At 57.6% G+C, this 12,596-nt stretch carries 15 protein-coding genes; 8 read left to right on the top strand and 7 right to left on the bottom strand.

What is annotated here, in order from left to right; translation table 11 throughout:
• Positions 1-74: 74 nt before the first annotated feature.
• Positions 75-350, bottom strand: coding sequence for a hypothetical protein (locus CEY09_RS12085; RefSeq protein WP_088588767.1), 276 nt, complete (start codon positions 348-350; stop codon positions 75-77).
• A gap of 18 nt (positions 351-368) precedes the next feature.
• Positions 369-974, bottom strand: a complete 606-nt coding sequence (locus tag CEY09_RS12080) for a hypothetical protein (RefSeq protein ID WP_143219552.1) — start codon at positions 972-974, stop codon at positions 369-371.
• 298 nt (positions 975-1,272) lie between these two features.
• On the opposite strand from CEY09_RS12080, the gene CEY09_RS12075 reads away from it, so the two are divergent.
• The 8 genes from CEY09_RS12075 (at position 1,273) to CEY09_RS12040 (ending at position 8,291) form a co-directional block, all read left to right on the top strand.
• Positions 1,273-1,881, top strand: coding sequence for an outer membrane lipoprotein (locus CEY09_RS12075; protein ID WP_088588765.1), 609 nt, complete (start codon positions 1,273-1,275; stop codon positions 1,879-1,881).
• A 90-nt stretch (positions 1,882-1,971) separates the two neighbouring features.
• Positions 1,972-2,313, top strand: a complete 342-nt coding sequence (locus CEY09_RS12070; RefSeq protein ID WP_088588764.1) for a hypothetical protein — start codon at positions 1,972-1,974, stop codon at positions 2,311-2,313.
• Positions 2,314-2,406: 93 nt separating this feature from the next.
• The gene (locus tag CEY09_RS12065) at positions 2,407-2,643 is read left to right on the top strand and encodes a hypothetical protein (protein WP_088588900.1); all 237 of its coding nucleotides are present in this window, start codon (positions 2,407-2,409) and stop codon (positions 2,641-2,643) included.
• A 152-nt stretch (positions 2,644-2,795) separates the two neighbouring features.
• Positions 2,796-3,416, top strand: coding sequence for a DUF3275 family protein (locus tag CEY09_RS12060; protein ID WP_088588763.1), 621 nt, complete (start codon positions 2,796-2,798; stop codon positions 3,414-3,416).
• A gap of 69 nt (positions 3,417-3,485) precedes the next feature.
• Positions 3,486-4,589, top strand: coding sequence for a DUF6094 domain-containing protein (locus tag CEY09_RS12055; RefSeq protein ID WP_088588762.1), 1,104 nt, complete (start codon positions 3,486-3,488; stop codon positions 4,587-4,589).
• 261 nt (positions 4,590-4,850) lie between these two features.
• Entirely contained in the window at positions 4,851-5,282 is a 432-nt protein-coding gene (locus CEY09_RS12050) for a patatin (RefSeq protein ID WP_088588761.1), read from the top strand.
• 45 nt (positions 5,283-5,327) lie between these two features.
• Positions 5,328-5,942, top strand: coding sequence for a hypothetical protein (locus CEY09_RS12045; protein ID WP_088588760.1), 615 nt, complete (start codon positions 5,328-5,330; stop codon positions 5,940-5,942).
• 72 nt (positions 5,943-6,014) lie between these two features.
• Entirely contained in the window at positions 6,015-8,291 is a 2,277-nt protein-coding gene (locus CEY09_RS12040) for an SNF2-related protein (RefSeq protein ID WP_088588759.1), read from the top strand.
• Between the two features lie 365 nt (positions 8,292-8,656).
• Here CEY09_RS12040 and CEY09_RS32145 read toward each other — a convergent pair whose 3' ends face one another.
• The 5 genes from CEY09_RS32145 to CEY09_RS31920 form a co-directional block, all read right to left on the bottom strand.
• On the bottom strand, positions 8,657-8,818 hold the full coding sequence (locus CEY09_RS32145) for a hypothetical protein (protein WP_158218661.1): 162 nt from the start codon (positions 8,816-8,818) through the stop codon (positions 8,657-8,659).
• A gap of 193 nt (positions 8,819-9,011) precedes the next feature.
• Complete coding sequence (locus tag CEY09_RS32490; RefSeq protein ID WP_272938457.1) at positions 9,012-9,326, bottom strand: glycosyltransferase family 9 protein; 315 nt, start codon at positions 9,324-9,326, stop codon at positions 9,012-9,014.
• A gap of 126 nt (positions 9,327-9,452) precedes the next feature.
• Positions 9,453-9,761, bottom strand: a complete 309-nt coding sequence (locus tag CEY09_RS12030; protein ID WP_088588757.1) for a hypothetical protein — start codon at positions 9,759-9,761, stop codon at positions 9,453-9,455.
• On the bottom strand, positions 9,748-12,291 hold the full coding sequence (locus CEY09_RS12025; RefSeq protein ID WP_088588756.1) for a DNA topoisomerase: 2,544 nt from the start codon (positions 12,289-12,291) through the stop codon (positions 9,748-9,750). The genes CEY09_RS12030 and CEY09_RS12025 overlap by 14 nt, the downstream gene beginning before the upstream one ends.
• A complete protein-coding gene (locus CEY09_RS31920) occupies positions 12,269-12,463 on the bottom strand; it encodes a hypothetical protein (RefSeq protein ID WP_143219551.1) in 195 nt (64 codons plus the stop codon). The genes CEY09_RS12025 and CEY09_RS31920 overlap by 23 nt, the downstream gene beginning before the upstream one ends.
• Positions 12,464-12,596 lie beyond the last annotated feature (133 nt).

The raw sequence follows: 12,596 nt of genomic DNA, 5'->3' as shown, positions 1-12,596 counted from the left end.
TTACGTTTGCGAGGCCGAGAAATCAACGGGATTTGCACCCCGCGGTGGGGAAATTCCAGACCCCCACGAGTCCTTTACTGTGGACTTGCGGCCTTGAATGGCAATATCGTCGCGGTCGCAGTGCGACGGGGCGCCAGGTCCCGGCAAGGGTCTATCTCGCTCAGCTCTGCTGCGGATACAACTTCGATAACCATTAGCGTGTTGCCGTCCGCGTCCAGGAACACTGACTCAACCTCTCGATCTTCCCGCTCCTCACCGCACACGGCAAACACTGTCACGTCACCAAGGCGCGCGTGCATTGCTTTCGAACCCACTGCCAGTTTATTGATCCAGGGAGAGAGAATGTTCATCGCAAATTCCTTTTCAAGTTATTCAATGCTTTGGGGTAGGGGGCCTTGCCGTCCATCGCTAAGGCCGGCTGGCCTCGCGGGCACCTGCCCCCCGTGATATGTGGCGGCACCGGCACGCTGGCCATCGACCGCGCCCCAGTCCAGGTTGGATTCGATTTCCTCCCCGTCGTCCGGATGCGTTGCTGCCTCCGCTTGAGGGCTATCCTCTAACTCGCCACCGGATTCCCGCGGCGGCTGTGCAGGCGCAGTAGATCGGACGACGTCGACCTTCCCTGCTGGCAGCAGCACGGTAAACCGATCGGGCTTGCCCGCCAGAATAATGTAGTTCCCCTGCACATCTGCCGACGCCTGTACGCCTCCTTGCAGATAGATGGGTACAGACCTAATATCGCCTGGCAACGGCCGATCAAGCACCACAACTGTCTTGCCCTGATCCCCGAACGCACGTACAACCCCAAGCGCCGCGCCAGTGTCTACCGTGTAGTCAAAGTCTAAGCCATCGGGCGCCACTTGGAGACCTTGGACTTTCCCAGCGCAACCAGATATACCGATAGCTGCGACAAGGAAGACTGCCGCTGAAGCCTTTCGCTTCATGCGTTTCGGGGATGACAGTTCGAGGTTCAATTTCTATCCTATGTTGCGCCCAGATCGCGGGCCACCGCGCAGCACAACGGGCACATGATAGAACGCTCCGCGGGAGCTAAAAAGCTCTGTAGCGCTCTTGCCAAACCGTGCATGTTGTGTGTAGGATTCCGCCCAGTACGCCCGTCAGAGCTCATCTGACATCTTTTGCAGTGCGCGGTTTGGCTCCACCATTCGGTGACCGCAGGTCTAGCGACCAGGAGTGTCTTTTTCAGCCCATCGGGGAACTTTCCTCCCCGACTGGGGCGGCGGTTCCCCATTTTCATTTTGGAGAACCGACATGAGTTCAACCCTCAGCGTTGCAGCCCTTTCTATCGCTTTTGGCATTTGCGTTGGCTCACTTATCTGGGGCGCCTTTGCGCTCGGCTCAAGGCTCACTGTTGCTGTCCGCGCTCGCGTAGACGGCATAGTGATCATCTCGCAAAAAACACGCCGCGCGGCCGTCGTTACTACGGTAGTGACGGCCGGCCTACTCGCCGGATGTGCGAATCAAAGCGCATCAGGTGGCGTGTACAGCTACCAGCAAGCCCAGCAGGTGCAGCAGGTCCAATCCGGGACGGTCCTTTCGGCACGACCTATCACCATACAGGCCAGCTACAACTCTGGTGCAGGCATGGCTGCGGGCTCCACACTCGGTGGCTTGGCAGGCAGCTTCATTGGAAACCATAAGGGGTCCTATGTCGCAGCGGCCCTGGGCGCTTTGATTGGCGGAATTGCAGGTAATTCCGTCGAGCGCAAGGTATCTCAAGCCGCGGGTATCGAAGTCGTAGTGAGGCTCGATAGCGGCCAGATGCAGGCGGTCGCCCAAGAGGCGGACGTTCCGTTAAAGCCCGGTCAACGGGTAAATGTTCTGAGCGGTGCCGGCGCGACACGCGTCGTCCCGATTTAAGCCCAGGCAGCGGCGTCCACTCGGCGCCCTGCCTCTTCCCAATCCGGGCCCACGCCCGTGGGGCGATAGGGTTCTATTTCGAGGTCTGCAATGAGCAACCATTACTTTGACACCGTTCACAAAGATCATCCCGTTACCGTGAATCTCGGTTGGGACCGCCAATTGAACTACTTCTTCATGGTCATTCTCAGGCCGGTCGAGCTTCTTGATGCCACCCAGGCAGATGAAGCGGATTTCTATCTCTACTCCAATCTTCTCGAATCGAATGCCTTCGGCAAAAATCTCGATTATTACCGCACCGTCCTGAATAATTTTGGGATAGTCGTGCCGGAAAGCATGTTCATCGAGACGTTGCACGACAGTCTCAACAACGTCGGAAACCGTGTCGTCACGCACCAGGCGGACGGCTCCTTCACCGAAAGCTCTAAGTAGGGCTTGCCGTTCTCTCACCCATCGGGGCTTCCCGATCGGGGGCCTCATATTCTTGAAGGCCTTGTTATGACCTACCCTTCCCCCAGCGAACGAATGACGAACGTCGAATGCGTCGCGGACCTGATGGAGTATTCCTCTTTCGGACCGCTTGCCCAGATGTTTGTCGTCGACGCCTTGCTCAAGCACGCAACAACCGTGTCACAGCTCAGCGACGAAGCGCTCGAAGAGTGTCCCGAGAATCCGCTGTTTCACCCGCATTCATGGCGGGGCGTAGCAAAGGAAATTAGGGCGAAGCTTGAACGACATCTTGATCATCCAGCTTCTTCGTAAAGTGAACAGCAATTCACCCAGCCGCACCAGGACCTTCGAACCTCTTAGATCCCGACGCATAGTTTTCAATCCCCCGTGCGGGCTTTTAGCCCGCAGCCCCTCACCTTCATCTTGGCCCCTCCGGGGGCCGCTTTTATTTCTGGAGCAACACCATGATTAAGATTTCCGGCACGCTGGAGGTCAAGACGATTCGAGGCGGCAATGGCGACTTCAACGTCGGCGAGCTGCAAACAGCGATCGGTGAGTTCAAGATCAAAGACAAGATCCTGGAGCAGTTCCAATCTGGCACCTATCCAGGTGAATTCTTGATCTCAAAAATCTATCCGCACTCCTACACGTGGTACGGAAAGATCACGATTGAGATACGGGCTGCGCTGGCCGAAGTCATGCTTGAAAGCGATGAACCCGATGACGCCGAAATGCCGACTCAAGCTAGCGAGCCTGATCCAGCCGACGAGGAACGTACGTCCCCGCCTGTCACGGCTCAATCAGAAGCAGACACCATGCCTGCGCCGGTGTCTGTATCTCTGCCAGCGCCGGCCACTATTGAAGCTATCGCACCCGACGAGCCCGTGGCCTCGATTGGCGATATTGAAGACAGCGAGCTGCAGGAAATCTTCGGCGCAGAGCTCAGCGAGCTAATCAGAGCCCGTCAGCCAGTGAAGCTTGATCCTTCTGTCGACCGCGCGCTATTTCGGTCTCAGCGGGACTGGCTCGGTAAGCGGTTCGACTACAGCTTCCGTGCGGCCTCTCAAACGTGGCATTCCAAGTAGGAACTTTTGCCCTACATCCTGGGCCGGCATCTGCCGGCCTGCCCTATCAACTCTTCCTAGTAGCTCACTATGGCACTTATCTTCCCCAGGCTAGCTCAGAACTTCGTTCGAAACGGCTATTTCCCAACGGACGAAGAAACACTTACGCGGGTTTCATCAGCACTTGAACTTTTGGAGCCCGATGCCGGCGCCAGACTATATGACCCCTGCTGCGGTGAAGGCGCAGCACTTCACTGGATTGCGTCGACTGTAGACACGCTTCATGGGTCGCCAACTACGGAGACGTATGGCGTCGAATTCGACAAAGGTCGTGCCTGGCACGCGAAGAATCTTTTGCGCACCGCACTGCACGCGGATATACACGACGCATTCGTATCTGCTCGCTCGATGGGACTTCTATTTCTGAATCCTCCCTACGGCGCCGTGGTGGCCGACAAGGGCCACACCGGTGATAGGCATTATGACCGCCTAGAGAAAGTCTTCTATCAGGCCTCCGTTCCGGCACTAGCGTTTGGCGGTGTGCTGGTCTTGATAGTCCCGCACTACGTCATGGACAAGCAGTTCGCGACGATGATCTCCCGTAACTTCGAGGGCATACAAGCCTTCCTTGCGCCAGAGCAGGAATTTCGCCAGCTTGTCGTGCTAGGAGTCAAAAGGCGTTCTGAGGCACCAGATCCGGAAGTGGTTAAGCGGCTCAGCACGATTGGTCAGGGCGAGCTGCCGCCAGAGCTTCCCAAGGAATGGAGAACTGCGCCCTACCTGATCCCAAACGTTGCGGGCGAGCTTGCTTTTTTCTCCACGAAGATCGACCCGGAGCAGCTGCACGACGAACTTCAACGTGTTGAAACTGCGACCTTGTGGCCGCAGTTTGGCCGTATCTTCAATACTGGCCAAGTCGCACACAGGCGACCTCTATGCAACCTCTCCGACTGGCATTTGGCGCTCGCACTGGCGGCCGGCCAGATAAGCGGTGTTGTTGAAGGAGACGACGGCACAAAGCTATTGATCCGCGGCGACACCATCAAGGTCAAGGACCAAGAGGTGCAGCTTGAGGAGGCCAGTAACGGCGATGTGCGAACCACGATAGTGCTGCGCGACAAGTTCGTTCCCACGATCGTTGGAATCAACTTCACACCGGGTCCGGATTTGGGCCAGCTCGTCAATATCCGTTGAATGACTTGATGACTGTGGCAAGCGCCACGTCTGTCCAGCCCCTCGCCTTGGCGAGGGTGCTGCCATAAGCGCATATTCGGTGCGCTTATGACAGCGTTTTACGTAGCCCGACGTTCTCGGGCCGCCGCCGGCGTAACCGGCATCCTTTCGGTTTGGCTCCATGGGTTTACGCCCTGACCGTGGTCTCTCTGACCTGGAGTGTCCTTCTAACCCCTGCGGGTAACCCCGCAGGGGGCTCCCGCTGTCGCTTGGATTCGCCCAATGACAACGCTTTCCAAATTCATCGTCACTTTCGAAATTCCTCATATACATAGCATCAAGATCGGCGTGGAAGCATCGAACGTTGGTACTGCCCTCCAATTGGCGGAATCGGCGTTCAACTCCGGTTCTCTATGGGAGACACGCAGTTCCCACAAGCCCCTCCACGACGACTTCCATGACGATGGCGAAGCTATGGAACGGTACGTTGAGCAGTTGGACGGCGCGCCGCTTCCGCTTCCTGACGCCACCGTCCACGAGCTGGAACTACAAACTCGTGCGCGAAGCCTCTTGGACTTCTGCCGCATTGTGTGCGACGCAGCCCCGTCGCTGGAGGAGCAAATCGTAGACCTTGATCGGTTGTTCGAGGTACGCCTTTCCGCTCGATCCATTCAACACATCCGCGACCTGCTGCCGCACCTTACAGCGGTCTAGTTCTTCTGGCCGGCGCGACCGGCTTATGTTTACAGGAGCGCTTCTATGATTTTCCGCATTCGCGAACTGCAAGACTTGTTCGTGGACGCTTGCGTCCGGTTTCCCAATGGCGATCTCGCCTTCCTTTCCTTCTACGGCCGAGATGGTTCCGTACAACAACTTTTCGCATCGCTGCAGCTCGGTACACAGGAGGGCGGGCTACGGCAATTGACACTGGTTACGGCTTCATCTTCAGTGGAAACCGTCATTTCGATCGGCGACGTCAAAAGGTTGGATAAGCACACTGGCAGACTGCCGAAACAGACCCTTTTTGGCGGACTTCTACACTGCTGGATCTATGACCCATCCCTATTGAAGCCATCACGGGCAACGCGCAGTGGTTGGGTTCTACAAGACTGCGTCGACACATCGGAGGCCGACGCGGCGGATGATCGCGTATGGAACCTGGTTAAACAGGTCTCCGAAGTGCCTCTAATGGACCACTGGCGTGAATTTATCTTGGGCGAGCTGAGCACAGAGCTGCTCGTCGATCTTACTGACGAGATGTGCCGGCCGGCCGGAAGAATTCACCCGATCTTTGTGCGCATACCTATCGACTTCTCAGCGCGCATTTCGTCGTACGTCCGCAACGGCCAATTGAATCTCGCCGTCGAGGCGTAAATACCGCTTTCCCTACCCTTCCGGGACACCATCCCGGCCGGGCTTGGTGTCTCTCTTTCTTGGAGCACCACAATGAATGCAACCTTCCATGAAGAAGCCGCCGCCTTGAACGAGGCTGAACCGGATCAAACTCGTCGGATTCCGCTATCGGACTTTATTAGCAAGTTCGGGTCTGGTCTGCTGCAAGCTGTACGCAAACAAAATCCTCCCATCTTTGATGACCTTGAGCGTGCCGACTGGGACGTCATCATCGACTCCTTGTTGAGGACACCTTTTCCTGCACAGCGTCGTGTCGTTCACGCGATCACCACCTTGTTGACCCAGCATTCGCCTGCTGGAATTATCAATGCGGAGATGGGGACGGGAAAGACCCTTATGGGCATTCTCGTAGCCACACTTCTCCATCACGCTGGTCTCCCTAGAACGCTCGTGCTCGCACCGCCTCATTTGGTTTACAAATGGCGACGGGAAATCCGGGCAACTGTGCCCGGTGCGCAAGTTTGGATCCTCAACGGTCCGGACACCCTTCGAAAGCTCCTTCAATTGCGGACAATGCGCGACCGGCCGACTTCGCCTCAGTTCTTCATCTTGGGGCGTGTCCGGATGCGTATGGGGTTCGATTGGCGTCCTGCGTTTGCAACACGGCCGGTACTGTTCGATTCCGAATTGGGACGGGTTTGCAGAAGCGCCGCTTGCTGCCCGCGCTGCGGTCAGTTTGTGTGCAATGAAGATGGCGTGCCGCTTACCCCTGCGCTCGCGACTTCGGCCTTAAACGAACGTCGTGGAGCGTGCAATTGTGGCGAGCGGCTTTGGACCTTGATCCCAAAGCGCGCAACCCCGACGACCTATCGCGATATGGTCAAGAAGGCGCTCGTTCAAATGCCAACGGTGGGTCCCCGCACTGCGGACAATCTCCTGACTCGCTTTGGCGAGGACATGCTTGGTGACATGCTGCAGGACAACGTCTACGAGTTCATCAATCTGATGGATGAAGAAGGTGACTTGGTGTTCTCGGACCGCCAGGCTAAACGCATGGAACGGGCACTTGCCTATACGGAGGTATCTTTTGGACAAGGGGGGTTTCAGCCCACTGAGTTCATCAAACGCTATCTGCCCCAGGGGTACTTCGGGTTGCTTATCGCAGACGAAGGCCATGAGTACAAGAACGAAGGCTCAGCTCAAGGCCAGGCAATGGGGGTGTTGGCACGCAAGTGCTCAAAGGCTCTCGCACTGACTGGCACGTTGATGGGTGGCTATGCCGACGATCTCTACCACCTTCTTTATCGCCTACATCCGCGGATGATGATTGAGGACGGGTTCAACTTCAATTCCAAGGGCTCAATGGCCTCGGCCACAATGGCCTTCATGCGCGAGCACGGCGTCCTGATCGACATCCATAAGGAATCCAATTCAGGATCCCATCGGACGGCGAAGGGGGACAAGAAGACAGTTTCAACCGTGAAAGGACCGGGTTTTGGTCCGAAGGGAATCATGCGATATGTGGTCCCCTACACGGCGTTCTTGAAACTGTCTCAACTGGGGCAAGATGTCCTTCCACCTTATCGCGAGAGCATGGTGGAGGTCGCTATGTCACCGGACATGGAGTCCGCCTATCAGTACCTTGAGCGTACTTTGGTTGAGGAACTTCGTCGCGCGCTTCGCGCCGGCGATAAGTCTCTCATGGGGGTTGTTCTAAACGCCCTTCTGGCATGGCCGGAATGTTGTTTTCGGCCGGAGACTGTGTGGCACCCGCATACCAAGTCGGTGCTGTTGAGCTTGCCGGCTCTATACGGAAACCAGGAGATGACGCCCAAAGAAGGCGCGCTACTGGAACGTGTAAGGCGGGAGGCCGCGCATGGTCGGCGCACGCTGGTCTACACCACGTATACCGGCACGCGCGACACTTCGGCCAGGCTAAAGGCTTTGCTTGACCAGGCTGGCTTGCGCAGTGCCGTGCTTCGTTCCAGCGTGTCCGCCGAAAAGCGGGAGGACTGGGTGATGGAGCAGGTGGATCGCGGCATCGATGCGCTTGTTTGCAATCCCGAGCTGGTGAAGACTGGTCTGGATATGCTGGAGTTTCCGACCATCTTGTTTATGCAGACCGGCTACAACGTCTACACGTTGCAGCAGGCCGCAAGGCGTAGTTGGCGGATTGGGCAAACGCGCGACGTTGACGTTGATTTTCTTGGCTATCAGGGGTCGGCACAAATGCGCTGCCTTCAACTCATGGCACAGAAGATTGCAGTATCGCAGTCCACGTCTGGCGACATGCCTGATTCCGGTCTCGACATTCTCAACCAGGGAGGCGACAGCATTGAAGTCGCCCTTGCGAAGCAGTTGGTAAGCTGACTTCGTCCCTCAAGGAGGACGGGCCACCCCATAAGGGTGGCCCTTTTTTTTCGAAGTTGGTATCTGACGATAGCTGCTACGGAGTGTCAACGAGCGGTACGAACACAGCTTCCTAAGCGAACTGGCCCACAGCTGGGATACGCGGAAAGTTACGATCGCCTAAGCATCCGCGGCGGTCTGAAAAGAACCGATGCACGACGTTGTCTTAGTAGACAGTCAAGAATGCCTAAATTGAGGTTGGCCGCGATGTTGTATATTTCGCCCTGATCACAGCAAAGTGCTCATCCAAAAAATAAGGGGAAGGTGTTGGAGCACCTTCCCCTTATAGGAAGTTCGGGTACCAATCCGACTTCCAGCTCCGAAGGTTAGTCCTTCGGAGCGTTCAGCGGGACGCGCACTTTGGCATATTTGGACTTCTCGATACGCTGCAGTTCCTCGTCGGTCAGGCCAGCGCCGTAACGTTTGAACAGCTCGTTCAGTTCGTGCGCTTCTTCCTTGGTCTTCAAGGTGTATTGACCTTTCGTCATAGATCTCCTTTCGGATCTATAAAGTTACCCGCAGCGCGAATGGCGGCGGGTGTCCGGTGGCGGTGATAACGCCACCGGACCTACCTTGATGGAGGCCAAAGCCAAAAATTCAAGGCCCGCCTATCCGTCCCTTTTTTATTTCGATAGAGGGGCCAGCCCCTGCCAAAGGCGTATTAACGCGGACATCCCCGTTTCACGAAAATCGGGGTTGGACGAGGACGTCCAGGCATGCCCGTAGAACCCGTGCCGGCACGATGGAATTGATTTCGGCCATGCCGTTGTTCGGTACAACGTCGCGGGTGTAGCGCCGCTTCCAGAACCACTCTGGATTTGGTTCATTGAAGACCCCGACATATGGAACGCATAAGCCTCGCGCGATGTGTGATGGACCGCAATCGTTTGAAACGACGAGACGAGCATTGTGCATCAGCGCGGCAAGTTCCTTTACCGTCCGGCAAAACTCGATCTTGAAATCCCTTCGACCTAATCTATGAATGCGATCACGCATATTGCCTTCGTCAGGCCCAAGAACAAAAGTGAAGTCGGCCGAGCCGCCGAGGTGATTCTTAAGGAGGTCAGCAAGGACTAGATAGTGGTCCAACGCCCGACTGGCCAAGACCGAGAGCCATGCAGCTCATGCGACACCTCCTCTCAGGGCGGGCCATTCGTCAGTGTTCGGCGCCTTGAGGTCTGTCATGTGCCCGTATAGGCGCTCCGTCCGTTCAATCGCATAAATAGCCTCCATCATTCCGTCGACGAGCTGCCGCATTGACGCGACATCAAGCTTCGCTGTGACAGGTCCTTCCGCTTTCCCTAGACCCATATCGATCGCAAGTCTGCCAAACGCCCGAGTGCGCCCATCGCCCTCATCAAACGTCAGGGAGACCTGGCCCATCAACCCAATTGCCGATCTGAATCGGATATGCACATCAAGGTTTGCCATTGCCCTTCTCCCATTCGAAGTGGCGGCACTGCGGGAACTTACTGCAGCCTAGGAACCGCTTATCGGAAGTCGCAGATGCGCGGCTAACAAGCCGGCCGGAGCCGCAGGTCGGACACCCGGAGCCCACCGCGCCGGCCGGCACCGTCCTCCTGGCTGATGCCTGAGCCACCTCCCCGGGAGGCATTGACGCTGCGACGGCCGAGGTGCGGACTCCAGGCTTGCCGTCGTCGTCCGGCTGTGTGTGTTTGCACTCTGGATATGCCGCACACCCCCAGAAGGCCCCCTTCGCACCCTGCCGAAGCCTTAGTGGCTTGCGGCACAGCGGGCACGGATAGATCTTCTGGGTGCCGCCTGCAGTGACGCCCGCACCAGTGACAGGCTCCGCACGGGGCTCAAACTCGAACTCCAGCCGTCGTTCTGCAGTCAGCTTAAGCTTGGCGTTGAACAGACGCTTGGCCTTGCTAACGAAGCCTTCAAGGAGGCCTGTATTGCCATCGATGTAAAGCGCAGTCAGTTCAGCATCGGATAGCTCGCGTCCAGCAATCGACCTGGGCTGTCGGTATCCGCAGTCCTTGCTGCACTGCACCTGGCGCGCGCTGGCCTCTAGACCAGCCCCGCATTGCGGGCAGGGAGCGGCAAGGGCCTTCTTTGGCGCCGGCGGAACCGCCGCGGCGCGCGCCTTGAGCGTATCCACGAGACGCCGTGCGAACAACGCAGATTCGGCCATAAAGTTGGAGCGGTCATACTCTGCGCGCTCCATAAGTCGAAGCTTGCACTCCCAATCGCCGGTCATCCTGGGCGACGTCAATTCTTCGAGGCCGTTTGCCTCCAAGAACTGAACGAGCTGGATGCCCTTCTCAGTAGGCACGAGATGCTGCTCCTTGCCTTCCCGTCTTAGATAGGGCTCGATCAGGCGCTTGGCGCGGTCTTGATCTGCAAGAAGCGCCTCTAGAATGGAAGCCCTCGTTGCGGGGGTGCCGAGACCACGATCGCGCATCGCGTCCCGCATTTCTTCGTCCTCCAGCAGTTTTCCCGCTGTCTCCATTGCACCAAGCAATGTCGCCTCGTTGAACCGAGTGGGCGGCTTCGTCTTTTGCGCTACCAGCTTCATGCCCGCGTTTGATGCCTTCTCGCCGACGACAAGGGGACAAAGAGATGTGCCATCATCTTCCGAATCGTGTTTCTTGCCGTACACAGCCATCCAACCCGCCTCCTGAAGCACGCGGCCTGATGCAATGAATGAATCGCCGGCCACGACAGTTGTTCGCTCAGTCTTGGCGAAGACTGCTGAGGGATGGAAAGCCGCAAGAAACCTGCGCACGACCAGGTCGAAAACTTTCGCTTCGCCATCGCTCAGCCCTTCCGGAATTTTCCCTGTGGGGATGATCGCGAAGTGATCCGAGATCTTCGCGTTATTGAAGATTCTCTTATCCGGCCGCACCCAACTGTTGTCGACGATGCGATTCGCGTGCTCAGCGTACGCGCTCGCGCCCAGCGCTTGCACTACAGCTTGTGCTTTGCCAAGGTAGTCTTCCGGCAGCGCGTTGGAATCCGTGCGCGGATAGGTAAGGACCTTATGCTTCTCGTACAGGGCCTGAGTCAGGTCCAACGTCTTTTTGGCGGAGAACTTGAAGCGCCTATTCGCCTCCCGTTGAAGCGTGGTCAAGTCGAACAGCTTGGGCGGTGCGCTCGACACCTCCTTGAACTCGTCGCGCACCGATGTGGGCACCGCGCCCCGGCATCGGGTAAGGAGGGCATCAGCCTTAGATTTATCCCATATGCGGTGCGATATATCCGCTCCGTCCGCCCCTTCTACGGAGGCTCCCCGCCAACGCGCAACATACTCGCCGCCTTGCACGGCGAACGTGCCATGCACTTCCCAGTATGGCCGCGCCACGAAGGCCCGGATGGCGAGCTCTTGGTGAACAACAATCGCGAGTGTCGGCGTCTGGACCCGCCCGACAGAACTACGTTCCCGCCGCTCTGTGAGCGCCTCGGACAATGCAGAAACAGCCCTCGTCCCATTGATGCCAACAAGCCAGTCAGCCTCCGACCGGCTACGTGCTGCATCGCCCAGCCTGGCATAGGCGGCGGCCGGCCGCAGGCCTTTGAAGGCCTCGCGAATCGCGGTCGCAGTCATGGATTGGATCCACATCCGAAAGACTGGCTTTTGCCCGTTGTGAAACTCGTAAATCAAGTTGAATATCAGCTCGCCTTCCCGGCCAGCGTCGCACGCGTTGACCACCCGCGCTACGTCCGGGCGAGCGATCAACTTCCCCAGGAGCTTGAGTTGGTCGATAGTTCCAGGGATTGGGCTGAGGGAAAACCGTTCCGGGATCCGTGGGAGCCCATCGAATCCCGCCACCATTGGGCCAGCTTCTGGATCGCCGAGCTGCACCAAGTGGCCGATCCCAGAGCTCACGATGAACTGCTCCCCCTCCAACCAACTCCCCGCCTGCCGGCATCCACCAATCGCCGCAGCAATGTCGCGCGCGACTGAGGGCTTCTCAGCAATTATCAGCGTCTTCATTTTTTCCCTCCTGAAGAATTTGACGCGGCCAGCCGGGGCGCGTTCCGACGTTGCGTTGAAAGTGGGCTCTGGTCATCTCCTCGCGGCCGAGCCGCCGGACCGACGCAAGCGCGCGCCCGGCGAGCAACAAGGCCGCACATCCGATGAGGTATTTGGCGAGTCGTTCGTACACGGTCCCTCCTGCCGTCGAGGGATGGGCGGCCAAGGCACCCAGGACACCGCAAGACCATACGAGGGCACAAACCATCCACATGATGTGCGGAGGTCTCATCGTCACATTGCGCGCCCTCCTTAACACGACCGCA

The sequence above is a fragment of the Achromobacter marplatensis genome (assembly GCF_002209535.1).
GTDB lineage: Bacteria > Pseudomonadota > Gammaproteobacteria > Burkholderiales > Burkholderiaceae_B > Achromobacter > Achromobacter marplatensis.
The sequence above is the reverse complement of the archived record's forward strand: the minus strand, read 5'-3'. Positions and strand labels throughout refer to the sequence as shown.